The following is a 21,384-nucleotide window of genomic DNA, read 5'->3' as shown; positions in this document are numbered from 1 at the left end:
AGGGCGGCCGTCCCTACCGGGGCGGTCGCCCTCTGGGCATGATGGCTCGAAGGGGGTGGGGCGGATGCTCGCGGGGAACGCCGACCGGGACAGGGCGGGAGACGTACTGAAGGCCGCTTACGCAGAGGGCCGGCTGACGAAGGACGAGTACGACTACCGCCTCGGCCGCGCCCTGGGCGCGCGCACGGTGGAGGAGCTCCAGCAGCTGACGAGTGATGTGCCCAACGGGCCCAGCGCCGTCCCTCCGACCTTTCAACGGCCGTTCGCCCAGGGGCAGTTGGTGCCCTTCCAGCCGCAGCCCTCCGTGCCGTACTCGGTTCCGCGCCGACACAACAGCACGGCGGCCGCGGCACTGGTCTGCGGCATCGCGGCGCCCGTCGTCTCCCTGGTCACGGCACCGCTGATGTGGGGGTTCGACGCCCCGTACCTGTTCTGGATCGGAGCGGCGCCGGGCGTCGTCCTCGGGCACAAGGCGCGCCACGAGATCCGCCGTACGGGAGAGCGCGGCGAGGGCTCGGCGACGGCAGGTCTGCTCCTCAGTTGGATCTTCCTGGCACTCAGCGGACTGATGGCGATCCTCGTCGCGGCGTCGAACTGAGCGCGAGCCTCGCCGCAGTGTCCCGGCGGGCCTCCGACCTGGGGCTGAGGGGGCCCGAGTGCCGCGTGGAGGCTTGTTTTGACCGGGGACGACGCGGTAGGTAGGCTCTGACCTTGTGCCTGGGGTGCCCCCTGCTCTCTCGTAAGCGATCAACGCTCGGGAAGTGCGGGCGGCGGCACCGGATCTGCATGCTTCTCACCTGAGGGGCCCTTCGCCGTCGCGCGGGACTCTGCAGTTTTCGACACGCCCGACCTCGTGGGTCGGGAGAGTGGCCCAGGTTAGCTTCACCGAGACGGCACACAGAAACTGGAGAAATTGTGCCTACGATCCAGCAGCTGGTCCGCAAAGGCCGGCAGGACAAGGTCGAGAAGAACAAGACGCCCGCACTTGAGGGTTCCCCTCAGCGTCGCGGCGTCTGCACGCGTGTCTTCACCACCACCCCGAAGAAGCCGAACTCGGCCCTGCGTAAGGTCGCGCGTGTGCGTCTGACCAGCGGGATCGAGGTCACGGCCTACATCCCGGGTGAGGGCCACAACCTGCAGGAGCACTCCATCGTGCTCGTGCGCGGCGGCCGTGTGAAGGACCTGCCGGGTGTTCGCTACAAGATCATCCGCGGCTCCCTCGACACGCAGGGCGTCAAGAACCGCAAGCAGGCTCGCAGCCGCTACGGCGCCAAGAAGGAGAAGTAAGCATGCCTCGTAAGGGCCCCGCCCCGAAGCGCCCGGTCATCATCGACCCGGTCTACGGTTCTCCTCTGGTGACCTCCCTCATCAACAAGGTGCTGCTGAACGGCAAGCGTTCCACTGCGGAGCGCATCGTGTACGGCGCCATGGAGGGTCTGCGGGAGAAGACCGGCAACGACCCGGTCATCACCCTCAAGCGCGCGCTGGAGAACGTCAAGCCGACCCTCGAGGTCCGCTCGCGGCGCGTCGGTGGCGCCACCTACCAGGTTCCGGTCGAGGTCCGCCCCGGCCGTTCCTCCACTCTCGCGCTGCGCTGGATCGTGGGTTACTCCCGCGCCCGCCGCGAGAAGACCATGACCGAGCGCCTGCTGAACGAGCTGCTCGATGCCTCCAACGGGCTCGGCGCCGCCGTGAAGAAGCGTGAGGACACCCACAAGATGGCCGAGTCCAACAAGGCCTTCGCGCACTACCGCTGGTAGTCGCAGACCCCATCGAGACCGAGAGAAGACTGAAGCCTTATGGCTACCACTTCACTTGACCTGGCCAAGGTCCGGAACATCGGGATCATGGCCCACATCGACGCGGGCAAGACGACGACCACCGAGCGGATCCTGTTCTACACCGGTCGCAGCTACAAGATCGGTGAGGTCCACGACGGCGCTGCCACGATGGACTGGATGGCCCAGGAGCAGGAGCGCGGCATCACGATCACGTCTGCCGCGACCACCACTCACTGGCCGCTCAACGACGTCGACTACACCATCAACATCATCGACACCCCCGGCCACGTCGACTTCACCGTCGAGGTGGAGCGTGCGCTGCGTGTGCTCGACGGTGCCGTGACGGTGTTCGACGGTGTGGCCGGCGTCGAGCCGCAGTCCGAAACCGTCTGGCGTCAGGCGGACCGCTACGGCGTGCCGCGCATCTGCTTCGTCAACAAGCTGGACCGCACCGGCGCGGAGTTCCACCGTTGCGTGGACATGATCGTGGACCGCCTCGGCGCGGTGCCGCTGGTCATGCAGATCCCGATCGGGACCGAGGCGGACTTCAAGGGCGTCGTCGACCTCGTCAGCATGAAGGCGCTGGTCTGGTCGCCCGAGGCGAAGATGGGCGAGATGTACGACACCGTCGACATCCCGGCCACGCACGCGGAGGCCGCCGACGAGTGGCGCGGCAATCTGCTCGAGGCCGTCGCGGAGAACGACGAGGAGATGATGGAGCTCTACCTCGAGGGCCAGGAGCCCACCGAGGAGCAGCTCTACGCGGCGATCCGCCGCATCACCCTCGCCTCCACCGGCGCCGAGGGCACCACCACCGTGACCCCCGTCTTCTGCGGAACGGCGTTCAAGAACAAGGGCGTTCAGCCCCTGCTCGACGCCATCGCCCGCTACCTCCCGTCCCCCCTGGACGTCGAGGCGATCGAGGGTCACTCCGTCAAGGACCCCGAAGAGGTCCTGACGCGGAAGCCGTCCGAGCAGGAGCCCATGTCGGCCCTCGCGTTCAAGATCGCGAGCGACCCGCACCTGGGCAAGCTCACCTTCATCCGGGTCTACTCCGGCAGGCTGGTCACCGGCTCGCAGGTGATGAACTCGGTGAAGGGCAAGAAGGAGCGCATCGGCAAGATCTACCGGATGCACGCGAACAAGCGTGAGGAGATCGAGTCGGTGGGTGCCGGCGACATCGTCGCCGTCATGGGTCTCAAGCAGACCACCACCGGTGAGACCCTCTGCGACGCGGGCAACCCGGTGATCCTGGAGTCGATGGAGTTCCCGGCTCCCGTGATCGAGGTCGCGATCGAGCCCAAGTCCAAGGGCGACCAGGAGAAATTGGGCGTCGCGATCCAGCGGCTGGCCGAGGAGGACCCGTCCTTCCAGGTCAAGACCGACGAGGAGACCGGCCAGACGATCATCGCGGGCATGGGCGAGCTGCACCTTGATGTGCTGGTCGACCGCATGAAGCGCGAGTTCAAGGTCGAGGCCAACGTCGGTAAGCCGCAGGTGGCGTACCGCGAGTCGCTCCGCAAGCCGGTCGACAAGGTCGACTACACCCACAAGAAGCAGACCGGTGGTTCCGGTCAGTTCGCGAAGGTGCAGATCGCTGTCGAGCCGCTCGAGGGTGACGGCTACGAGTTCGTCAACCAGGTCACCGGTGGCCGCATCCCGCGGGAGTACATCCCGTCCGTGGACGCCGGCTGCCAGGAGGCCATGGAGTTCGGTGTGCTGGCGGGGTACCCGCTGACCGGTGTCCGCGTGACGCTGCTCGACGGTGCCTTCCACGACGTCGACTCCTCGGAGATGGCCTTCAAGATCGCCGGTTCCATGGCGTTCAAGGAGGCCGCGCGGAAGGCGAGCCCGGCCCTGCTGGAGCCGATGATGAAGGTCGAAGTCACCACGCCCGAGGAGTACATGGGCGATGTGATCGGCGACATCAACTCCCGTCGTGGCCAGGTTCAGTCCATGGACGACAGGAGTGGCGCCAAGCTCGTCACCGGCCTGGTTCCGCTGTCGGAGATGTTCGGCTACGTCGGGGACTTGCGCAGCAAGACCTCCGGCCGCGCGAACTACTCCATGCAGTTCGACTCCTACGCCGAGGTTCCGCGGAGCGTCGCAGAGGAGATCATCGCGAAGGCCAAGGGCGAGTAACTCACCGTTGCGCACCCCTTAGGCTGGAGCAAAGGCATTCGGGGCACTTCGGTACAGACCGTGCGGCTCGTCCGTCGGCTGTGCCGGGGTTCCCCGGTCGCCAGCCCCCGAAGCGAACTGGTCAAGGGCATCCCCCTCGGGGTCCTGACCGGTTCATAACGACCATCTGAACCCCTCCGCAGAATGTGGAGGGTGTACAGCACCAGTCCACAGGAGGACCCCAGTGGCGAAGGCGAAGTTCGAGCGGACTAAGCCGCACGTCAACATCGGCACCATCGGTCACATCGACCACGGTAAGACGACTCTTACCGCGGCGATCACCAAGGTGCTGCACGACAAGTACCCGGACCTGAACGAGGCTTCCGCGTTCGAGAACATCGACAAGGCGCCCGAAGAGCGCCAGCGCGGAATCACGATCTCCATTGCACACGTCGAGTACCAGACGGAAAACCGTCACTACGCTCACGTGGACTGCCCGGGGCACGCGGACTACATCAAGAACATGATCACCGGTGCGGCCCAGATGGACGGCGCCATTCTCGTGGTCGCCGCCACCGACGGCCCGATGCCGCAGACCAAGGAGCACGTCCTCCTGGCCCGCCAGGTCGGCGTTCCCTACATCGTGGTCGCCCTCAACAAGGCGGACATGGTGGACGACGAGGAGATCATGGAGCTCGTCGAGCTCGAGGTCCGTGAGCTGCTCTCCGAGTACGAGTTCCCGGGCGACGAGGTTCCGGTCGTCAAGGTCTCCGCGCTGAAGGCCCTTGAGGGCGACGCCGAGTGGGCCGACTCCATCGGCAAGCTCATGGACGCCGTCGACGACGCGATCCCGCAGCCGGAGCGCGACGTCGAGAAGCCGTTCCTGATGCCGATCGAGGACGTCTTCACCATCACCGGCCGCGGTACGGTCGTCACCGGCCGTATCGAGCGCGGTGTGCTGAAGGTCAACGAGAACGTCGACATCATCGGCATCAAGGAGCAGAAGACCTCGACGACCGTCACCGGTATCGAGATGTTCCGCAAGCTCCTCGACGAGGGCCAGGCCGGTGAGAACGTCGGTCTGCTCCTCCGCGGCATCAAGCGCGAGGACGTCGAGCGCGGCCAGGTCATCATCAAGCCGGGCTCGGTCACCCCGCACACGGAGTTCGAGGGCCAGGCCTACATCCTGTCGAAGGACGAGGGCGGTCGGCACACCCCGTTCTTCAACAACTACCGCCCGCAGTTCTACTTCCGTACCACCGACGTGACCGGCGTCGTGACCCTCCCCGAGGGCACCGAGATGGTCATGCCGGGCGACAACACCGAGATGAGCGTCCAGCTCATCCAGCCCGTCGCCATGGAAGAGGGCCTCAAGTTCGCCATCCGTGAGGGTGGCCGTACCGTGGGCGCCGGCCAGGTCACGAAGATCGTCAAGTGACCTCGACGCCTTGAGCGTTACCCGGCTGCCGAAGCCGGGGGAGGGCCCGCACGACTCCGGTCGTGCGGGCCCTCCGTGCTGTGCGGCGAGGGTCCGCGTGTGAGGGTCCGTGTCCGGGAATCGGATTCCCGGAGCCAGGCTGGAATAGTTCAGCGTTCAACTAGGTTGGTGATGCAGTAAGCACTGTCCACCTTGGAGAGGAACGCCATGACCACTGCCGGCCACTACGCCCAGCTCACCGGGGAGTACGTCCTCGACCCGACCCACACGCGCATCGGCTTCGTCGCACGTCACGCGATGGTGACCAAAGTCCGGGGCGCCTTCAACGAATTCACCGGCACCGCCCACATCGACGGCGACAAGCCCGAGCAGTCGTCGGCGGAGCTGGTCATCAAGGCCGAGAGCATCGACACCCGCAACCCGGACCGCGACGCCCATCTGCGGAGCAACGACTTCCTGAAGATGGAGGACTTCCCGGAGATCACCTTCCGGTCCACGGAGGTCCGCCGGAGCGGGGAGGACGCCTTCGAGGTCACCGGCGACCTCACCATCAAGGGGGTGACCCGCTCGGTGACCGTCCCGTTCAGCTACGAGGGTCAGGCCACCGATCCGTTCGGCAACAGCCGGATCGGCCTCGAAGGCAGCACTACGATCAACCGCCAGGACTTCGGCGTGAGTTGGAACGCGGCACTGGAGACGGGCGGATTCCTCGTGAGTGACAAGGTCACGCTCGAGTTCGAGATCTCAGCCGTCAAGCAGAGCTGACCACCGGCGCCATCGCCCGTACGCCCCGGCCCACGTCCTGCTCCACAACGGTTCACGGCGTGGGCCGGCCCGTGCGGACCGTGGTGGAGCGGGCGATCTCCCGCTGTCCTGCCGGGTCCTCGTGCGCTTCGCCTACTATGGCCGCGTCGGCGCGCACCTTTCGCGAGGGCGCGACCTTCTTCCCTTGGAGCGACGCATGCTGCGGACCATGTTCAAGTCGAAGATCCACCGGGCCACGGTGACCGAGGCCGATCTCCATTACGTGGGTTCTGTCACCGTCGACGCCGGCCTGATGGAAGCCGCCGATCTGCTGCCCGGCGAGCTGGTGCACATCGTCGACATCACCAACGGTTCGCGTCTGGAGACGTACGTCATCGAGGGCGAACGGGGCTCGGGCGTCATCGGTATCAACGGAGCCGCCGCCCACCTGGTGCACCCCGGTGACCTGGTCATCCTGATCAGTTATGCGCAGGTCGACGACGCGGAGGCGCGGCGTCTGCGGCCCGCCGTCGTACATGTGGACGCGGACAACCACGTCGTGGGTACGGGCACGGACGCCGGCGAGCCCGTGCCCGGTGGTGAGACCGTCCGCGGTCCGCACGCGTCCGCCACGTCGATGGCCGGTTGACCCCGGCGCGGGCGCCGGATTGCGACGGTTGCGGGGCCGTACCGCGCCGGCGCCGCAGCCGTCGGCTCAGTGTCGACAATCGCCCGGTGCGCAGCGACTCTGACCCCGGCTTCGGCTCGTCGTCGGACACGGTCCGGAGGCGCTGCGTACGGCCGACACCGTGGTGATCCCTCCTTCGGCATGTCACTGGCCACCGCGCCGCTGTCCGAGCCGGTCGCCGACGCGCTCGACTGATCCCTCCCGGCGTCCGCACCGTGTCCGTCTGTACGGGGGCCTTGGTGCCGGCCGCCGCCGGCCTTCTCGACGGCCGCCCGGCAGCCACGCACCGGGCACTGGCCGATGACTTCCGGCGCCTGTTCTCCGCAGGCCGCCATCGGGGTCTCGCTACTCGCGTACAGGCGCACGTTCCGGACCGTCGATCCGGCGTAGGCGACGCCCTGGTATCCCGTGCCACGGGATTCGCCCCCGTCGCATACAGACGTATGCGGCAGACATGTGTCTGTGTCACACTTCTTCAATGTCATCGGCGAACGAACTGACGGCGAACTGGCTCGGCGCGCTGACCGTCGGCCTCGGCGACCTTCTGGACCACTCGCTGCGGGAGGAGTCCCGGCTCGACCCCGCGGCCGTCGCCGCGGTGCTCACCGTGCGGGCGCGGCCCGGGCAGTCGGTCTCGGACCTTGCCGCGACGCTCGCCCTGACGCACTCGGGCTGCGTGAGAGTCGTGGGACGCCTCGTCGACTCGGGTCTGCTGCTGCGCGGGCCGGGGCCCGACGGCCGTACGCGCGGGCTCCGGCTGACCGAGGCGGGCGAGGACGTGGGCCGGCGGATGCTGCGGGCGCGCCGCCGGGCGCTGGAGGGCGTCGTAGGACGGCTCTCGCCCGACGAGGCCGGAAGCCTGGAGCGTGCTCTCAGGGCCCTCCTGCCGCACCTTCCCGGCGACGGGTCCTCGCCCCACCGGATCTGCCGGCTCTGCGAGCACGACGTGTGCCGGGGTGACGACTGCGTCGTCTCCACCGCGGCCGACGGCTGAGGAGGGCCCTGTGGCGAAGGACCTGGCGGCACCCGGCACCTCCGGCAAGGGGTCCGGCAAGCCCTCCGGCAAGGCATCCGACGGGACCGCCGTTGCCGCTCAACAGCCGGACTACACCCGGTACTTCAGCGACCAGGCGGGCCACGTCTGGCTGAACACCGCGCACCAGGGACCGATGCCGGAAGCCGCCGTTCGGGCGGCCGTCCGGGCGGCACACGAGAAGGCGACCCCGTATCGCATCCCCGACGCCGCGTTCACCGAGCGCCCCGAGGAACTCCGGGCGCTGCTGGCTGAGTTCGTCGGAGGGCACCCCGACGAGATCGTTCTGGGGGACAGCACATCCCACGGGCTGAACCTCATCGCGTACGGACTCCCATGGCGTGCGGGGGACGAGGTGCTGTGCGTCGAGGGGGACTACCCGGCCACGGTGCTGCCCTGGCTGGCGCAGCGGCAGCGCGGAGCGAGCGTCCGGTTCGTGCGGCGTGACCGGCACGGACGGCTCGACCCCGAGCGGGTCCGCCGTGCTCTTGCGCCGCGCACCCGCGTCTTCGCCGTCACCTGGGTCGACTCCTTCACCGGCGCCGCCGCCGATCTGCGTGCACTGGGTGAGATCTGCCACACGGCGGGGGTCCTCCTCGTGGTGAACGGTTCGCAGGCGGTCGGCGCCCGGCCCGTCGACGTCGCGGCAACCCCCGTCGACGCACTCGTGTCGTGCGGCTACAAGTGGATGTGCGGCCCCTACGGCACCGGCTTCGCCTGGCTCCGTCCCGCGCTGACCGAGCTGCTCGACCCCCGCAGGGTCTACTGGCTCGCCCAGCAGTGTGGCCGGGGGCTAGAGCACATGCGTTCGTACACGATCGAGAATCGGGGCGTTCGTGCCCTGGACGTCTTCTGCCCGGCCGACTTCCTCGACACGGCGGCCTGGACGAGTTCCGTCGGACTGCTCGGCGGCCTCGGCGTGCACAACATCCACGCCCACGGGCAGCGGCTGGTACAGCGGCTGCTCGACGCGGTGGACCCGGAGTTGTACGAGGTGGTCGGTCCGCAGGAACCGGAGGAGCGCTCCAGCCTTGTCGTCCTCGCCGGGCGCCGGGGACCGGTGGACGGTGCTGCTTCGGCGCTGGCGGCTGCGGGTGTACACGTCGCGGTGCGGGAGGGCAACATCAGGCTCTCGCCCCACCTCTTCAATACGATCGAGCACATCGACCGGGCACTCGAAGTGCTGAACTCGCCGGACGATTGAGGACGCCCCCGCGCGGGCAGCCTGCCGGGCAGATGAGCGCTCGGAGCCCGTCGAGGCAGGCAATCATCCCGATTGGCGTGCGCCAAACGCCATATGGCACACTGTCCAGGTTGCTCGGTTGAGTGCCGATGCTGCACGCCTCCCGCCGGGAGGACCGGAAGCGAGTCCCAGCGTATTCGTCGCCTCTCATCAGGGGCGGAAGTACGGGAATCTTCCGGGAAGTGCAGGAGGGGCTTCCAGCCAGGCGCCCGGTGGGTCCGCACCCCCGATCCTTTCTCTCCAGAGAAACCTCCGCGGTTCGTCGCGGGAAGACTCTGTTTATTGGAAGGAAGTCGACACGCCCGACCGCGTGGGTCGGCGGGTCGAGGAGGGCGGCACCCATGGGTTCCAGAGCGTTACGAGAGACAGGACTACGAAGTAGCCATGGCGGGACAGAAGATCCGCATCCGGCTGAAGGCCTACGACCATGAGGTCATCGACAACTCGGCGAAGAAGATCGTCGAGACGGTGACGCGCACGGGAGCGTCGGTCGCAGGCCCGGTGCCGCTGCCCACAGAGAAGAACGTGTACTGCGTCATCAAGTCGCCGCACAAGTACAAGGACGCGCGCGAGCACTTCGAGATGCGCACCCACAAGCGTCTGATCGACATCCTCGACCCGACGCCCAAGACCGTTGACTCGCTGATGCGCCTGGACCTCCCGGCCGGCGTCGACATCGAGATCAAGCTCTGAGGGGTGCGGGAAGAAGATGGCTAAGCAGATCAAGGGTGTCCTGGGCGAGAAGCTCGGCATGACCCAGGTCTGGGACGACAAGAACCGCGTCGTTCCCGTGACCGTCGTCAAGGCCGGGCCCAATGTCGTGACCCAGGTCCGCACCGCAGACAAGGACGGCTACGAAGCCGTTCAGATCGCCTTCGGCGAGATCGACCCGCGCAAGGTGAACAAGCCCCTCAAGGGCCACTTCGCCAAGGCGGACGTCACTCCCCGCCGTCACCTCGTCGAGCTGCGCACCTCCGACGCCGGTGAGTACACACCCGGCCAGGAGATCAACGCCGACGCCTTCGAGGCCGGCGGCAAGGTGGACGTGACGGGCAAGTCCAAGGGCAAGGGCTTCGCCGGCGGCATGAAGCGCCACGGCTTCCGCGGCGGCAAGGCATCGCACGGTGCGCACCGCATCCACCGCAAGCCCGGTGCCATCGGCGGCTGCGCCACGCCCGGACGTGTCTTCAAGGGCACGCGGATGCCCGGCCGCATGGGCAACGAGCGGGTCACCACCCAGAACCTGACCGTCCATGCCGTTGACGCGGAGAAGGGCCTGCTGCTCATCAAGGGCGCAGTCCCCGGTCCGAACGGCGGCCTCGTCCTGGTCCGCACCGCGGCCAAGGGGGCCTGAGGTTAAACCATGACTACCGTTGACATCCTTTCGCCGGCCGGCAAGAAGGACGGCTCCGTCGAGCTCCCCTCGGAGATCTTCGACGCGCGGGTCAGCGTTCCGCTGATCCACCAGGTCGTCGTCGCCCAGCTGGCCGCTGCCCGACAGGGCACGCACAAGACCAAGACCCGCGGCGAGGTCCGCGGCGGCGGCAAGAAGCCGTACCGCCAGAAGGGCACCGGCCGCGCCCGTCAGGGCTCGACCCGCGCTCCGCAGTTCGCGGGCGGTGGCGTCGTGCACGGGCCCGTCCCGCGTGACTACTCGCAGCGGACGCCGAAGAAGATGAAGGCGGCCGCGCTGCGCGGCGCCCTCTCGGACCGTGCCCGTCACGGCCGTGTGCACGTCGTCTCCGGTGTCGTCGAGAACGAGATCTCGACGAAGGCCGCGAAGACGCTGCTGGGCAAGGTCAGCGAGCGCAAGCACGTGCTCCTGGTCGCCGAGCGCGGCGACGAGGCCGCCTGGCTCTCCGCGCGGAACCTGCCCCAGGTCCACATCCTGGAGCCGGGCCAGCTGAACACGTACGACGTGCTCGTCTCCGACGACGTGGTCTTCACCAAGGCCGCCTTCGAGTCCTTCGTGGCCGGCCCGCAGAAGGCTGCCACCTCAGAGCTCGAAGGGAGCGACGCCTGATGAGCGAGGCAACAGCCGCCCAGGCCGCCAGCAAGACGTTCACGGACCCCCGTGACATCTTGATCAAGCCCGTGGTCTCGGAGAAGAGCTACGCGCTGCTGGACGAGAACAAGTACACCTTCATCGTCGACCCGCGCGCCAACAAGACCCAGATCAAGCAGGCCGTCGAGGCGGTCTTCTCGGTCAAGGTCAGCGGGGTCAACACGCTCAACCGGCAGGGCAAGCGCAAGCGCACCCGCACCGGTTACGGCAAGCGCGCCGACACCAAGCGCGCCATCGTGACCCTGGTCGAGGGCGACCGAATCGACATCTTCGGCGGCCCGGTCTCCTGACGGAGACAGGACCGTCCGATATCGGACGAGGACTGAGAAATGGGTATCCGCAAGTACAAGCCGACGACTCCGGGCCGTCGTGGCGCCAGTGTCGCCGACTTCGTCGAGATCACGCGGTCCACGCCGGAGAAGTCACTGGTCCGCCCGCTGCACAGCAAGGGCGGCCGTAACAACGCCGGTCGTGTGACCGCTCGCCACCAGGGCGGTGGCCACAAGCGCGCCTACCGAGTGATCGACTTCCGTCGTCACGACAAGGACGGCGTGCCCGCCAAGGTCGCGCACATCGAGTACGACCCGAACCGCACCGCGCGCATCGCGCTCCTGCACTACGCCGATGGCGAGAAGCGCTACATCCTCGCGCCGGCCGGCCTGTCGCAGGGCAGCCGCGTGGAGAACGGTCCCGGGGCCGACATCAAGCCGGGCAACAACCTGGCGCTGCGCAACATCCCGGTCGGTACGACGATCCACGCCATCGAGCTGCGGCCCGGCGGCGGCGCGAAGTTCGCCCGGTCCGCCGGCGCCTCCGTACAGCTGCTGGCGAAGGAGGGCCGCATGGCCCACCTGCGCATGCCGTCCGGTGAGATCCGCCTGGTCGACGTCCGCTGCCGCGCCACTGTCGGCGAGGTCGGCAACGCCGAGCAGTCGAACATCAACTGGGGCAAGGCCGGCCGCATGCGCTGGAAGGGCGTCCGCCCGACCGTCCGCGGTGTGGTCATGAACCCGATCGACCACCCGCACGGTGGTGGTGAGGGCCGTACCTCCGGTGGCCGCCACCCGGTTTCGCCGTGGGGCCAGAAGGAGGGCCGTACGCGCTCGCCGAAGAAGGCCAGCAACAAGTACATCGTCCGCCGCCGCAAGACGAACAAGAAGCGCTAGGAGGCGGGTTTTAGATGCCGCGCAGTCTCAAGAAGGGGCCCTTCGTCGACGACCACCTGATCAAGAAGGTGGACGCGCAGAACGACGCAGGCTCCAAGAACGTCATCAAGACCTGGTCCCGCCGCTCGATGATCGTCCCGGCCATGCTCGGCCACACGATCGCGGTACACGACGGCCGCAAGCACGTCCCGGTGTTCGTCACCGAGTCGATGGTCGGCCACAAGCTCGGCGAGTTCGCGCCGACCCGCACCTTCCGCGGCCACGTCAAGGACGACCGCAAGTCGCGTCGTCGCTGATGGGCGGGTGTGAAGACCTATGACTGACACCGAAGGGACAACCATGGAAGCCAGGGCCTCCGCGCGCTATGTGCGCGTCACGCCCATGAAGGCCCGCCGGGTGGTGGACCTTGTCCGTGGCTTGCCTGCCACGGAGGCTCAGGCGGTCCTGCGCTTCGCCCCGCAGGCCGCGAGCGTGCCGGTGGGCAAGGTGCTGGACAGCGCCATCGCCAACGCCGCACACAACTACGACCACACCGACGCCGACAGCCTCTTCATCTCCGAGGCGTACGTCGACGAGGGCCCGACCCTGAAGCGTTTCCGTCCGCGCGCCCAGGGCCGCGCCTACCGGATTCGCAAGCGGACGAGCCACATCACCGTGGTCGTGAGCAGCAAGGAAGGAACCCGGTAATGGGCCAGAAGGTAAACCCGCACGGGTTCCGCCTCGGCATCACCACCGACTTCAAGTCGCGCTGGTACGCCGACAAGCTCTACAAGGACTACATCAAGGAAGACGTCGCGATCCGCAAGATGCTCACGCAGGGCATGGAGCGGGCCGGCATCTCCAAGGTGGAGATCGAGCGCACCCGTGACCGCGTACGTGTCGACGTGCACACCGCACGTCCCGGCATCGTCATCGGCCGCCGCGGCGCCGAGGCCGACAGGCTCCGGGGCAACCTGGAGAAGCTGACCGGCAAGCAGATCCAGTTCAACATCCTCGAGGTCAAGAACCCCGAGACGGATGCGCAGCTGGTGGCCCAGGCCGTCGCCGAGCAGCTGTCCTCCCGTGTCTCCTTCCGTCGTGCGATGCGCAAGAGCATGCAGACCACGATGAAGGCCGGCGCGAAGGGCATCAAGATCCAGTGCGGTGGCCGCCTCGGCGGCGCCGAGATGTCCCGCTCGGAGTTCTACCGCGAGGGCCGTGTGCCCCTGCACACGCTCCGCGCGAACGTCGACTACGGCTTCTTCGAGGCCAGGACCACCTTCGGCCGCATCGGCGTGAAGGTCTGGATCTACAAGGGTGACGTCAAGAACATCGCCGAGGTCCGCGCCGAGAACGCCGCCGCCCGTGCGGGCAACCGCCCGTCCCGCGGTGGCGGCAGCGACCGTCCCCGTCGTGGTGGCGAGCGCGGAGGCCGCGGCCGCAAGCCGCAGCAGCAGAGCGGTTCCGCCGAGACTCCCAAGGTCGAGAGCGTGACGCCCGCCGCTGCGGCAGCAGAGCCCGGCGCTGCCGGGAAGGAGGGCTGACCGCCATGCTTATCCCGCGCAGGGTCAAGCACCGTAAGCAGCACCACCCGAAGCGCAAGGGCATGGCCAAGGGTGGCACCGAAGTCTCGTTCGGTGAGTACGGCATTCAGGCCGTGACCGCCGCGTATGTGACGAACCGGCAGATCGAGGCAGCTCGTATCTCCATGACTCGTCACATCAAGCGTGGCGGCAAGGTCTGGATCAACATCTACCCGGACCGTCCGCTGACGAAGAAGCCCGCCGAGACCCGCATGGGTTCCGGTAAGGGTTCTCCCGAGTGGTGGATCGCGAACGTCAAGCCGGGGCGCGTGATGTTCGAGCTGTCCTACCCGAACGAGAAGATTGCCAAGGAGGCGCTCACCCGCGCCGCCCACAAGCTTCCGATGAAGTGCCGGATCGTTCGGCGCGAGGCAGGTGAGTCGTGATGGCGGCCGGGACGAAGACCTCCGAGCTGCGTGAGCTGGGCGACGAGGAGCTTCTCGGAAAGCTTCGCGAGTCCAAGGAAGAGCTGTTCAACCTCCGCTTCCAGGCGGCGACCGGGCAGTTGGAGAACCACGGCCGGCTGAAGGCCGTCCGCAAGGACATCGCCCGGATCTACACCCTGATGCGTGAGCGTGAGCTGGGCATCGAGACGGTGGAGAGCGCCTGATGAGCGAGACGAATGTGACTGAGAAGACGCAGGAGCGCGGTTTCCGCAAGACCCGCGAGGGTCTTGTCGTCAGCGACAAGATGGACAAGACCGTCGTCGTCGCCGTCGAGGACCGCGTCAAGCACGCGCTGTACGGCAAGGTCATCCGCCGTACCAACAAGCTCAAGGCGCACGACGAGCAGAACGCCGCCGGGGTCGGCGACCGCGTACTCCTCATGGAGACCCGGCCGCTGTCCGCGACCAAGCGCTGGCGCGTCGTCGAGGTCCTTGAGAAGGCGAAGTAAGCAGTTCCGAAACGGAATTGGCTTGGCAATCAGCCTGGGGACCCCCAGGACAGTTCCGCCAGGCTCGGCAGGGCACACCCCGCGCGGGTGTGACCCTGCCGGGAACCGGCAGACGATCAGGAGATAGACGTGATCCAGCAGGAGTCCCGGCTGCGCGTCGCCGACAACACGGGTGCGAAAGAGATTCTCACCATCCGTGTGCTCGGCGGTTCGGGCCGGCGCTACGCGGGCGTCGGTGACGTCGTCGTCGCTACCGTCAAGGACGCGATCCCGGGCGGGAACGTGAAGAAGGGCGACATCGTCAAGGCCGTCATCGTGCGCACCGTGAAGGAGCGCCGCCGGCCCGACGGCTCGTACATCCGCTTCGACGAGAATGCCGCGGTCATCCTCAAGAACGACGGTGACCCCCGCGGCACCCGCATCTTCGGCCCCGTGGGCCGGGAACTGCGCGAGAAGAAGTTCATGAAGATCATCTCTCTCGCGCCGGAGGTGCTGTGACCATGAAGATCAAGAAGGGCGACCTGGTCCAGGTCATCACCGGCAAGGACAAGGGCAAGCAGGGCAAGGTCATCGTGGCCTACCCCCGCGAGGACCGAGTCCTGGTCGAGGGTGTCAACCGGGTCAAGAAGCACACCAAGGCCGGCCAGACCGCTCGTGGTTCGAAGACGGGCGGAATCGTGACGACCGAGGCTCCGGTCCACGTGAGCAACGTGCAGCTCGTGGTGGAGAAGGACGGCAAGAAGGTCGTCACCCGCGTCGGATACCGCTTCGATGACGACGGCAACAAGATCCGCGTTGCCAAGCGGACCGGTGAGGACATCTGATGACTGCCACGACTGAAGCCCCGCGCCTCAAGCAGCGCTACCGCTCCGAGATCAAGGGCAAGCTGCAGGACGAGTTCAAGTACGAGAACGTCATGCAGGTTCCCGGTCTCACCAAGATCGTGGTCAACATGGGTGTGGGCGACGCCGCCCGCGACTCCAAGTTGATGGACGGTGCCATCCGGGACCTCGCCACGATCACCGGCCAGAAGCCGGCGGTGACCAAGGCCCGCAAGTCCATCGCGCAGTTCAAGCTGCGTGAGGGCATGCCGATCGGCGCGCACGTGACGCTGCGCGGCGACCGGATGTGGGAGTTCCTGGACCGCCTGCTGTCCCTCGCACTGCCGCGCATCCGCGACTTCCGCGGCCTGTCGCCGAAGCAGTTCGACGGGAGGGGCAACTACACCTTCGGTCTCACGGAGCAGGTCATGTTCCACGAGATCGACCAGGACAAGATCGACCGGGTCCGGGGCATGGACATCACCGTGGTCACCACGGCGACCAACGACGACGAGGGGCGCGCCCTGCTTCGTCACCTCGGCTTCCCGTTCAAGGAGAACTGACCATGGCTAAGAAGGCTCTGATCTCCAAGGCGAGCCGTAAGCCGAAGTTCGCTGTCCGCGCTTACACGCGTTGCCAGCGCTGCGGCCGTCCGCACTCCGTCTACCGCAAGTTCGGCCTGTGCCGCGTGTGCCTTCGCCAGATGGCACACCGTGGCGAGCTGCCGGGCGTCACCAAGAGTTCCTGGTAACCCGTCGCCCGCCCTTCGTCAGGAGGGCGAGCGGTTCGGGCCAGCCAGGACTCTCGGTAAGAGCATCAAGGCCGGACGGGTGTTCACCGCACGCCACTGAGGCAGTGCGGCCGCCCGCCGTCCGTGACCGTCTTACTACGCCGTAGGTCCCCGCGCCCCACCTGTCCTGTCCCTGTACGGGGAGAAGGAGGGCGCATACAGGAAACCCCGGCGAGAGAGGCCGAAGGCCATCACATGACAATGACCGATCCGATCGCGGACATGCTGACGCGTCTGCGTAACGCGAACTCGGCGTACCACGACTCCGTCGCGATGCCGCACAGCAAGATCAAGTCGCACATCGCGGAGATTCTCCAGCAGGAGGGCTACATCACCGGCTGGAGGACCGAGGAGGCCCAGGTCGGCAAGAGCCTCGTGCTCGAGCTGAAGTTCGGCCCCAACCGCGAGCGCTCGATCGCCGGTATCAAGCGGATCTCGAAGCCGGGCCTGCGGGTCTACGCGAAGTCCACCAGCCTGCCCAGGGTGCTCGGTGGCCTGGGAGTGGCGATCATCTCCACTTCCCACGGGCTGCTCACCGGCCAGCAGGCACAGAAGAAGGGCGTAGGCGGGGAAGTCCTCGCCTACGTCTGGTAACGGAAGGGAACGGAGGTAAAGCAATGTCGCGTATCGGCAAGCTCCCCATCCAGGTTCCCGCCGGTGTGGACGTCACCATCGATGGCCGGGCGGTCGCCGTGAAGGGTCCCAAGGGTTCCCTTTCGCACACCGTTGTCGCGCCCATCGAGATCGTGAAGGGCGAGGACGGCGCGCTGGTCGTCTCCCGTCCCAACGACGAGAGCCGGAACAAGGCCCTGCACGGTCTGTCCCGCACGCTGGTGGCGAACATGATCACTGGCGTGACCACGGGATTCACCAAGGACCTCGAGATCAGCGGCGTGGGTTACCGCGTCCAGGCGAAGGGCTCCAACCTGGAGTTCTCGCTGGGCTACAGCCACCCGATCCTGGTCGAGGCGCCGGAGGGCATCTCGTTCAAGGTCGAGTCGCCGACCAAGTTCTCGGTCGAGGGCATCGACAAGCAGAAGGTCGGCGAGGTCGCCGCCAACATCCGCAAGCTGCGCCGCCCGGACCCGTACAAGGCCAAGGGCGTGAAGTACGCGGGCGAGACCATCCGCCGCAAGGTCGGAAAGGCTGGTAAGTAAGCCATGGCATACGGCGTGAAGATCGCTAAGGGCGACGCCTACAAGCGCGCCGCCGCCAAGCGCCGTCACATCCGCATCCGCAAGAAGGTCTCGGGCACCCCCGCCCGCCCCCGTCTTGTGGTGACGCGCTCGAACCGCCACATGGTCGCCCAGGTCGTGGACGACCTGGCGGGCCACACCCTGGCCTCGGCCTCGTCGCTGGACGCGTCGATCCGCAGCGGTGACGGCGACAAGAGCGCGCAGGCCAAGCAGGTCGGCGCACTGGTCGCCGAGCGTGCCAAGGCCGCGGGCGTCGAGGCCGTCGTGTTCGACCGCGGTGGCAACAGGTACGCGGGGCGGATCGCCGCCCTCGCGGACGCCGCCCGAGAAGCCGGGCTCAGGTTCTGAGCCGGTCCACGCTGAGCGGACGTAAACGAGAGAGGTAATTCCAATGGCTGGACCCCAGCGCCGCGGTGGCGGCGCCGGTGGCGGCGAGCGTCGGGACCGCAAGGGCCGGGACGGCGGCGCCGCCGCCGAGAAGACCGCGTACGTTGAGCGCGTCGTCGCGATCAACCGCGTGGCCAAGGTTGTGAAGGGTGGTCGTCGCTTCAGCTTCACCGCGCTGGTCGTGGTGGGCGACGGTGACGGCACCGTGGGCGTCGGATACGGCAAGGCCAAGGAGGTGCCTGCCGCCATCGCCAAGGGTGTTGAGGAGGCCAAGAAGCACTTCTTCAAGGTCCCCCGCATCCAGGGCACCATTCCGCACCCGATCCAGGGTGAGGAAGCCGCGGGCGTCGTGCTGCTCAAGCCGGCTTCGCCCGGTACCGGTGTGATCGCCGGTGGCCCGGTGCGCGCCGTGCTGGAGTGCGCGGGCATCCACGACGTGCTGAGCAAGTCGCTCGGTTCGTCGAACCCGATCAACATCGTGCACGCCACGCGTGCGGCTCTGCAGGGCCTTCAGCGCCCCGAGGAGATCGCCGCCCGCCGTGGCCTGCCGCTCGAGGACGTGGCGCCCGCCGCTCTGCTGCGGGCCCGTGCCGGGGTGAGTGCGTAATGGCTCGCTTGAAGATCACGCAGACGCGTTCCGTCATCGGTACGAAGCAGAACCACCGGGACACGCTGCGGACGCTCGGTCTGAAGAGGGTCCGCGACGTCTCCGTACGTGAGGACCGTCCCGAGGTTCGCGGCATGGTGCACACCGTGCGGCACCTCGTCACGGTCGAGGAGGTCGACTGACATGGCTGACTCTTCGCAGAGCAACCCGCTGAAGGTCCACAATCTCCGGCCGGCCCCGGGCGCCAAGACCGCCAAGACCCGCGTGGGTCGCGGCGAGGCGTCGAAGGGCAAGACGGCCGGACGCGGCACCAAGGGCACCAAGGCCCGGTACCAGGTTCCGGAGAACTTCGAGGGTGGGCAGATGCCGCTGCACATGCGGCTGCCCAAGCTCCGGGGTTTCCGTAACCCTGCCCACAAGCAGTTCCAGGTCGTGAACCTGGACAAGCTGGCCGAGCTGTACCCCAAGGGGGGCGAGGTCACGGTGGCCGACCTGGTCGCCAAGGGCGCGGTTCGCAAGAACGAGCTCGTCAAGGTGCTCGGCACCGGCGAGATCTCCGTGGCTCTGACGGTGACCGTCAACAAGGTCTCCGGCTCCGCCAAGGAGAAGATCACCGCTGCCGGCGGCACCGTCACCGAGCTCGGCTGAGTTCGTTGACTGACTGGCCGGGGACGTCCCAACGGGACGTCCCCGGTCCGTCGTTCCACGGCGGGCACCGTCGCCGGTAAGGTGGCGGGCACTGTTGGTATTTGTCGACCCCAAGACCGTCACCTCTCGCGCGCGACGCGGGGGGCGCAGGAGGCACCGTGCTCACCGCGTTCGCCCGGGCGTTCCAGACGCCCGACCTGCGAAAGAAGCTGTTGTTCACGCTCGGCATTGTGGTGCTCTTCCGGTTGGGGCAGCACATTCCGGTGCCGGGTGTCAGCTTTGAGAACGTCAACCAGTGCATGAACGAGGCCAAGGGGAGCCAGGGTCTCTTCGGGCTGGTGAACATGTTCAGCGGTGGCGCACTGCTGCAGCTGACGATTTTCGCGCTCGGCATCATGCCGTACATCACCGCGAGCATCATTCTTCAGTTGCTGGTCGTGGTCATTCCGCGGCTCGAGGCGCTGAAGAAGGAGGGCCAGGCGGGGCAGGCCAAGATCACGCAGTACACGCGTTATCTGACGGTCGCGCTCGCGATCCTCCAGGCAACGGGTCTCGTGGCCACCGCCCGCAGCGGCACCCTCTTCCCCCAGTGCCAGGTCCGCGACCAGATCATCCCGGACCAGTCGATCTTCACCACCGTCACGATGGTCATCTGCATGACGGCGGGCACCGCGTTCATCATGTGGCTCGGCGAGCTCATCACCGACCGCGGTATCGGCAACGGCATGTCGATCCTGATGTTCATCTCGATCGCCGCCGGCTTCCCCGGCGCGCTGTGGGCCATCAAGAAGCAGGGCAAGCTCGCCGACGGCTGGATCGAGTTCGGCGCGGTGATCATCAGCGGTCTCGCGATGGTGGCCCTGGTGGTGCTGGTCGAGCAGGCGCAGCGACGCGTCCCCGTGCAGTACGCGAAGCGGATGATCGGGCGCCGCAGCTACGGCGGCACTTCGACCTACATTCCGCTGAAGGTCAATCAGGCCGGTGTGATTCCCGTCATCTTCGCGTCCTCGCTGCTCTACATTCCCGCGCTCATCGTTCAGTTCAGCGGCTCGCAGGCGGGCTGGGCGGAGTGGATCCAGGCGCACTTCGTGAAGGGTGACCACCCGATTTACATCGTCACCTACTTCGTGCTGATCGTCTTCTTCGCGTTCTTCTACGTGGCGATCTCCTTCAACCCCGAAGAAGTCGCCGACAACATGAAGAAGTATGGTGGCTTCATCCCGGGCATCCGGGCAGGTCGGCCCACTGCGGAATACCTGAGCTATGTGCTGAACCGCATCACATGGCCGGGGTCCCTGTATCTCGGGTTGATCGCTCTGGTGCCGACCGTCGCGCTGATCGCGTTCGGTGCTCAGCAGAACTTCCCGTTCGGCGGGACGAGCATTCTGATCATCGTGGGCGTCGGGCTCGAGACCGTGAAGCAGATCGAGAGCCAGCTTCAGCAGCGCAATTACGAAGGGTTCCTCCGCTGATGCGTATCGTCCTCGTCGGACCGCCTGGCGCGGGCAAGGGAACGCAGGCCGCGCTCCTGTCCAAGAACCTGTCGATTCCGCACATCTCCACGGGCGACATCTTCCGCGCGAACATCAGCCAGGGCACCCCGCTCGGGCAGCAGGCGCAGGAGTACATGCGGGCGGGTCAGCTCGTGCCCGACGAGGTAACGATCGGCATGGCGACGGACAGGATGGACGAGCCGGACGCTGCGAACGGCTTCCTGCTCGACGGCTTCCCCCGGAACATCGCGCAGGCCGAGTCGCTGGACGGGGTCTTGGAGGAGCGGGGCCAACGGCTCGACGCCGTGCTGGACTTGGAGGTCCCGGAGGAGGAAGTCGTCAAGCGGATCGCGGGCCGCCGCATCTGCCGCAGCGACAGCAGCCACGTCTTCCACGCGGAGTACAGCGCTCCGCAGCAGGAGGGCGTGTGCGACGTGTGCGGCGGCGAGCTGTATCAGCGTGACGACGACCGGGAGGAGACCGTCCGCAAGCGGCTGGCGGTCTATCACAGCGAGACCGAGCCGATCATCGACCACTACAAGCGTCAGGACCTCGTCACCACCATTTCGGCGCTGGGCGAGGTGAGCGAGGTCACCGAGCGTTCGATGCAGGCTCTCGATGCCGCGAAGGACTCGGTCGCCGACTGACCGAGAGCGTTCCGTATCCGGCTTCGTCCGCGGCCGCGGTACCCGGGAAGGGTCCGCGGC

At 67.2% G+C, this 21,384-nt stretch carries 32 protein-coding genes; all 32 read left to right on the top strand.

Going from position 1 to position 21,384, the window contains the following annotated elements:
* Nucleotides 1-64 precede the first annotated feature (64 nt).
* The 32 genes from EV375_RS15025 to EV375_RS14865 all read left to right on the top strand — a co-directional run bounded on the left by EV375_RS15025 (nucleotide 65) and on the right by EV375_RS14865 (nucleotide 21,324).
* Entirely contained in the window at nucleotides 65-598 is a 534-nt protein-coding gene (locus EV375_RS15025; RefSeq protein ID WP_130299884.1) for a DUF1707 and DUF4190 domain-containing protein, read from the top strand.
* 317 nt (nucleotides 599-915) lie between these two features.
* Nucleotides 916-1,287, top strand: coding sequence for a 30S ribosomal protein S12 (gene rpsL, locus EV375_RS15020; RefSeq protein WP_003948652.1), 372 nt, complete (start codon nucleotides 916-918; stop codon nucleotides 1,285-1,287).
* 2 nt (nucleotides 1,288-1,289) lie between these two features.
* Nucleotides 1,290-1,760 (top strand): 30S ribosomal protein S7, encoded by a 471-nt coding sequence (rpsG, locus tag EV375_RS15015; RefSeq protein WP_028433241.1) that lies wholly within the window; start codon nucleotides 1,290-1,292, stop codon nucleotides 1,758-1,760.
* Between the two features lie 39 nt (nucleotides 1,761-1,799).
* Entirely contained in the window at nucleotides 1,800-3,923 is a 2,124-nt protein-coding gene (gene fusA, locus EV375_RS15010; RefSeq protein WP_130299883.1) for an elongation factor G, read from the top strand.
* Nucleotides 3,924-4,146: 223 nt separating this feature from the next.
* Nucleotides 4,147-5,340, top strand: a complete 1,194-nt coding sequence (gene tuf, locus EV375_RS15005) for an elongation factor Tu (protein WP_130299882.1) — start codon at nucleotides 4,147-4,149, stop codon at nucleotides 5,338-5,340.
* Between the two features lie 207 nt (nucleotides 5,341-5,547).
* Nucleotides 5,548-6,105: a YceI family protein gene (locus EV375_RS15000; protein ID WP_130299881.1), complete on the top strand. Its 558-nt coding sequence runs from the start codon at nucleotides 5,548-5,550 to the stop codon at nucleotides 6,103-6,105.
* A gap of 196 nt (nucleotides 6,106-6,301) precedes the next feature.
* Complete coding sequence (panD, locus tag EV375_RS14995) at nucleotides 6,302-6,733, top strand: aspartate 1-decarboxylase (RefSeq protein WP_130299880.1); 432 nt, start codon at nucleotides 6,302-6,304, stop codon at nucleotides 6,731-6,733.
* Between the two features lie 517 nt (nucleotides 6,734-7,250).
* A complete protein-coding gene (locus tag EV375_RS14990; RefSeq protein ID WP_165434741.1) occupies nucleotides 7,251-7,766 on the top strand; it encodes a MarR family winged helix-turn-helix transcriptional regulator in 516 nt (171 codons plus the stop codon).
* 10 nt (nucleotides 7,767-7,776) lie between these two features.
* Nucleotides 7,777-9,009 (top strand): aminotransferase class V-fold PLP-dependent enzyme, encoded by a 1,233-nt coding sequence (locus tag EV375_RS14985; protein ID WP_130299878.1) that lies wholly within the window; start codon nucleotides 7,777-7,779, stop codon nucleotides 9,007-9,009.
* 423 nt (nucleotides 9,010-9,432) lie between these two features.
* A complete protein-coding gene (gene rpsJ, locus EV375_RS14980; RefSeq protein ID WP_016909683.1) occupies nucleotides 9,433-9,741 on the top strand; it encodes a 30S ribosomal protein S10 in 309 nt (102 codons plus the stop codon).
* A gap of 16 nt (nucleotides 9,742-9,757) precedes the next feature.
* On the top strand, nucleotides 9,758-10,402 hold the full coding sequence (rplC, locus tag EV375_RS14975; RefSeq protein WP_130299877.1) for a 50S ribosomal protein L3: 645 nt from the start codon (nucleotides 9,758-9,760) through the stop codon (nucleotides 10,400-10,402).
* A 9-nt stretch (nucleotides 10,403-10,411) separates the two neighbouring features.
* The gene (gene rplD, locus EV375_RS14970; RefSeq protein ID WP_130299876.1) at nucleotides 10,412-11,071 is read left to right on the top strand and encodes a 50S ribosomal protein L4; all 660 of its coding nucleotides are present in this window, start codon (nucleotides 10,412-10,414) and stop codon (nucleotides 11,069-11,071) included.
* Nucleotides 11,071-11,403: a 50S ribosomal protein L23 gene (gene rplW, locus EV375_RS14965; protein ID WP_055485905.1), complete on the top strand. Its 333-nt coding sequence runs from the start codon at nucleotides 11,071-11,073 to the stop codon at nucleotides 11,401-11,403. The genes rplD and rplW overlap by 1 nt, the downstream gene beginning before the upstream one ends.
* Before the next feature lie 39 nt (nucleotides 11,404-11,442).
* The gene (rplB, locus tag EV375_RS14960) at nucleotides 11,443-12,279 is read left to right on the top strand and encodes a 50S ribosomal protein L2 (RefSeq protein ID WP_055485904.1); all 837 of its coding nucleotides are present in this window, start codon (nucleotides 11,443-11,445) and stop codon (nucleotides 12,277-12,279) included.
* 14 nt (nucleotides 12,280-12,293) lie between these two features.
* Nucleotides 12,294-12,575: a 30S ribosomal protein S19 gene (rpsS, locus tag EV375_RS14955; protein ID WP_055485903.1), complete on the top strand. Its 282-nt coding sequence runs from the start codon at nucleotides 12,294-12,296 to the stop codon at nucleotides 12,573-12,575.
* A 43-nt stretch (nucleotides 12,576-12,618) separates the two neighbouring features.
* Complete coding sequence (gene rplV / locus EV375_RS14950; protein ID WP_055485902.1) at nucleotides 12,619-12,966, top strand: 50S ribosomal protein L22; 348 nt, start codon at nucleotides 12,619-12,621, stop codon at nucleotides 12,964-12,966.
* Nucleotides 12,966-13,802, top strand: coding sequence for a 30S ribosomal protein S3 (rpsC, locus tag EV375_RS14945; protein WP_055485901.1), 837 nt, complete (start codon nucleotides 12,966-12,968; stop codon nucleotides 13,800-13,802). Before rplV ends, rpsC begins: the two co-directional genes overlap by 1 nt.
* 5 nt (nucleotides 13,803-13,807) lie before the next feature.
* The gene (gene rplP / locus EV375_RS14940) at nucleotides 13,808-14,227 is read left to right on the top strand and encodes a 50S ribosomal protein L16 (RefSeq protein WP_055485900.1); all 420 of its coding nucleotides are present in this window, start codon (nucleotides 13,808-13,810) and stop codon (nucleotides 14,225-14,227) included.
* Nucleotides 14,227-14,451 (top strand): 50S ribosomal protein L29, encoded by a 225-nt coding sequence (gene rpmC, locus EV375_RS14935; RefSeq protein ID WP_055485899.1) that lies wholly within the window; start codon nucleotides 14,227-14,229, stop codon nucleotides 14,449-14,451. Before rplP ends, rpmC begins: the two co-directional genes overlap by 1 nt.
* Nucleotides 14,451-14,735 carry a 30S ribosomal protein S17 gene (rpsQ, locus tag EV375_RS14930; RefSeq protein WP_130299875.1) on the top strand — a complete coding sequence of 95 codons (285 nt, stop codon included), beginning with the start codon at nucleotides 14,451-14,453 and terminating at the stop codon, nucleotides 14,733-14,735. The genes rpmC and rpsQ overlap by 1 nt, the downstream gene beginning before the upstream one ends.
* A gap of 129 nt (nucleotides 14,736-14,864) precedes the next feature.
* Nucleotides 14,865-15,233, top strand: coding sequence for a 50S ribosomal protein L14 (gene rplN, locus EV375_RS14925; RefSeq protein WP_028433256.1), 369 nt, complete (start codon nucleotides 14,865-14,867; stop codon nucleotides 15,231-15,233).
* A gap of 2 nt (nucleotides 15,234-15,235) precedes the next feature.
* Entirely contained in the window at nucleotides 15,236-15,559 is a 324-nt protein-coding gene (gene rplX, locus EV375_RS14920) for a 50S ribosomal protein L24 (RefSeq protein WP_028433869.1), read from the top strand.
* On the top strand, nucleotides 15,559-16,119 hold the full coding sequence (gene rplE, locus EV375_RS14915) for a 50S ribosomal protein L5 (protein WP_130299874.1): 561 nt from the start codon (nucleotides 15,559-15,561) through the stop codon (nucleotides 16,117-16,119). The genes rplX and rplE overlap by 1 nt, the downstream gene beginning before the upstream one ends.
* 2 nt (nucleotides 16,120-16,121) lie before the next feature.
* The gene (locus tag EV375_RS14910; RefSeq protein ID WP_028433259.1) at nucleotides 16,122-16,307 is read left to right on the top strand and encodes a type Z 30S ribosomal protein S14; all 186 of its coding nucleotides are present in this window, start codon (nucleotides 16,122-16,124) and stop codon (nucleotides 16,305-16,307) included.
* Between the two features lie 234 nt (nucleotides 16,308-16,541).
* Nucleotides 16,542-16,940, top strand: coding sequence for a 30S ribosomal protein S8 (rpsH, locus tag EV375_RS14900; RefSeq protein WP_130299873.1), 399 nt, complete (start codon nucleotides 16,542-16,544; stop codon nucleotides 16,938-16,940).
* Between the two features lie 23 nt (nucleotides 16,941-16,963).
* Nucleotides 16,964-17,503, top strand: a complete 540-nt coding sequence (rplF, locus tag EV375_RS14895; RefSeq protein ID WP_130299872.1) for a 50S ribosomal protein L6 — start codon at nucleotides 16,964-16,966, stop codon at nucleotides 17,501-17,503.
* 3 nt (nucleotides 17,504-17,506) lie between these two features.
* On the top strand, nucleotides 17,507-17,890 hold the full coding sequence (gene rplR, locus EV375_RS14890; RefSeq protein ID WP_130299871.1) for a 50S ribosomal protein L18: 384 nt from the start codon (nucleotides 17,507-17,509) through the stop codon (nucleotides 17,888-17,890).
* Nucleotides 17,891-17,933: 43 nt separating this feature from the next.
* A complete protein-coding gene (rpsE, locus tag EV375_RS14885) occupies nucleotides 17,934-18,536 on the top strand; it encodes a 30S ribosomal protein S5 (RefSeq protein ID WP_055485893.1) in 603 nt (200 codons plus the stop codon).
* Nucleotides 18,536-18,718 (top strand): 50S ribosomal protein L30, encoded by a 183-nt coding sequence (rpmD, locus tag EV375_RS14880; protein ID WP_130299870.1) that lies wholly within the window; start codon nucleotides 18,536-18,538, stop codon nucleotides 18,716-18,718. Before rpsE ends, rpmD begins: the two co-directional genes overlap by 1 nt.
* Before the next feature lies 1 nt (nucleotide 18,719).
* Nucleotides 18,720-19,184 carry a 50S ribosomal protein L15 gene (gene rplO / locus EV375_RS14875; RefSeq protein WP_055485891.1) on the top strand — a complete coding sequence of 155 codons (465 nt, stop codon included), beginning with the start codon at nucleotides 18,720-18,722 and terminating at the stop codon, nucleotides 19,182-19,184.
* 158 nt (nucleotides 19,185-19,342) lie between these two features.
* Entirely contained in the window at nucleotides 19,343-20,656 is a 1,314-nt protein-coding gene (gene secY, locus EV375_RS14870) for a preprotein translocase subunit SecY (protein ID WP_055485890.1), read from the top strand.
* Nucleotides 20,656-21,324 carry an adenylate kinase gene (locus EV375_RS14865; RefSeq protein ID WP_130299869.1) on the top strand — a complete coding sequence of 223 codons (669 nt, stop codon included), beginning with the start codon at nucleotides 20,656-20,658 and terminating at the stop codon, nucleotides 21,322-21,324. Before secY ends, EV375_RS14865 begins: the two co-directional genes overlap by 1 nt.
* Nucleotides 21,325-21,384 lie beyond the last annotated feature (60 nt).

The sequence above is a fragment of the Streptomyces sp. CNZ301 genome, from assembly GCF_004217425.1.
This window is presented reverse-complemented; position numbering and strand designations above follow the sequence as displayed.

What these genes read in the sequence shown, in the direction of transcription:
- rplC (WP_130299877.1), top strand. Translation starts at nt 9,758, where the DNA reads ATGGCTAAGCAGATCAAGGGTGTCCTGGGCGAGAAGCTCGGCATGACC.
- EV375_RS14865 (WP_130299869.1), top strand. Translation starts at nt 20,656, where the DNA reads ATGCGTATCGTCCTCGTCGGACCGCCTGGCGCGGGCAAGGGAACGCAG.
- rplD (WP_130299876.1), top strand. Translation starts at nt 10,412, where the DNA reads ATGACTACCGTTGACATCCTTTCGCCGGCCGGCAAGAAGGACGGCTCC.
- rplP (WP_055485900.1), top strand. Translation starts at nt 13,808, where the DNA reads ATGCTTATCCCGCGCAGGGTCAAGCACCGTAAGCAGCACCACCCGAAG.
- rplV (WP_055485902.1), top strand. Translation starts at nt 12,619, where the DNA reads ATGGAAGCCAGGGCCTCCGCGCGCTATGTGCGCGTCACGCCCATGAAG.
- EV375_RS14910 (WP_028433259.1), top strand. Translation starts at nt 16,122, where the DNA reads ATGGCTAAGAAGGCTCTGATCTCCAAGGCGAGCCGTAAGCCGAAGTTC.
- rpsS (WP_055485903.1), top strand. Translation starts at nt 12,294, where the DNA reads ATGCCGCGCAGTCTCAAGAAGGGGCCCTTCGTCGACGACCACCTGATC.
- EV375_RS15025 (WP_130299884.1), top strand. Translation starts at nt 65, where the DNA reads ATGCTCGCGGGGAACGCCGACCGGGACAGGGCGGGAGACGTACTGAAG.
- rplF (WP_130299872.1), top strand. Translation starts at nt 16,964, where the DNA reads ATGTCGCGTATCGGCAAGCTCCCCATCCAGGTTCCCGCCGGTGTGGAC.
- rpsG (WP_028433241.1), top strand. Translation starts at nt 1,290, where the DNA reads ATGCCTCGTAAGGGCCCCGCCCCGAAGCGCCCGGTCATCATCGACCCG.
- rplB (WP_055485904.1), top strand. Translation starts at nt 11,443, where the DNA reads ATGGGTATCCGCAAGTACAAGCCGACGACTCCGGGCCGTCGTGGCGCC.
- EV375_RS14990 (WP_165434741.1), top strand. Translation starts at nt 7,251, where the DNA reads ATGTCATCGGCGAACGAACTGACGGCGAACTGGCTCGGCGCGCTGACC.
- rpsC (WP_055485901.1), top strand. Translation starts at nt 12,966, where the DNA reads ATGGGCCAGAAGGTAAACCCGCACGGGTTCCGCCTCGGCATCACCACC.
- rpsE (WP_055485893.1), top strand. Translation starts at nt 17,934, where the DNA reads ATGGCTGGACCCCAGCGCCGCGGTGGCGGCGCCGGTGGCGGCGAGCGT.
- fusA (WP_130299883.1), top strand. Translation starts at nt 1,800, where the DNA reads ATGGCTACCACTTCACTTGACCTGGCCAAGGTCCGGAACATCGGGATC.
- rplR (WP_130299871.1), top strand. Translation starts at nt 17,507, where the DNA reads ATGGCATACGGCGTGAAGATCGCTAAGGGCGACGCCTACAAGCGCGCC.
- panD (WP_130299880.1), top strand. Translation starts at nt 6,302, where the DNA reads ATGCTGCGGACCATGTTCAAGTCGAAGATCCACCGGGCCACGGTGACC.
- rplW (WP_055485905.1), top strand. Translation starts at nt 11,071, where the DNA reads ATGAGCGAGGCAACAGCCGCCCAGGCCGCCAGCAAGACGTTCACGGAC.
- EV375_RS15000 (WP_130299881.1), top strand. Translation starts at nt 5,548, where the DNA reads ATGACCACTGCCGGCCACTACGCCCAGCTCACCGGGGAGTACGTCCTC.
- rpmC (WP_055485899.1), top strand. Translation starts at nt 14,227, where the DNA reads ATGGCGGCCGGGACGAAGACCTCCGAGCTGCGTGAGCTGGGCGACGAG.
- rplO (WP_055485891.1), top strand. Translation starts at nt 18,720, where the DNA reads ATGGCTGACTCTTCGCAGAGCAACCCGCTGAAGGTCCACAATCTCCGG.
- rpsQ (WP_130299875.1), top strand. Translation starts at nt 14,451, where the DNA reads ATGAGCGAGACGAATGTGACTGAGAAGACGCAGGAGCGCGGTTTCCGC.
- rpsH (WP_130299873.1), top strand. Translation starts at nt 16,542, where the DNA reads ATGACAATGACCGATCCGATCGCGGACATGCTGACGCGTCTGCGTAAC.
- rplE (WP_130299874.1), top strand. Translation starts at nt 15,559, where the DNA reads ATGACTGCCACGACTGAAGCCCCGCGCCTCAAGCAGCGCTACCGCTCC.
- rpmD (WP_130299870.1), top strand. Translation starts at nt 18,536, where the DNA reads ATGGCTCGCTTGAAGATCACGCAGACGCGTTCCGTCATCGGTACGAAG.
- rpsJ (WP_016909683.1), top strand. Translation starts at nt 9,433, where the DNA reads ATGGCGGGACAGAAGATCCGCATCCGGCTGAAGGCCTACGACCATGAG.
- rplX (WP_028433869.1), top strand. Translation starts at nt 15,236, where the DNA reads ATGAAGATCAAGAAGGGCGACCTGGTCCAGGTCATCACCGGCAAGGAC.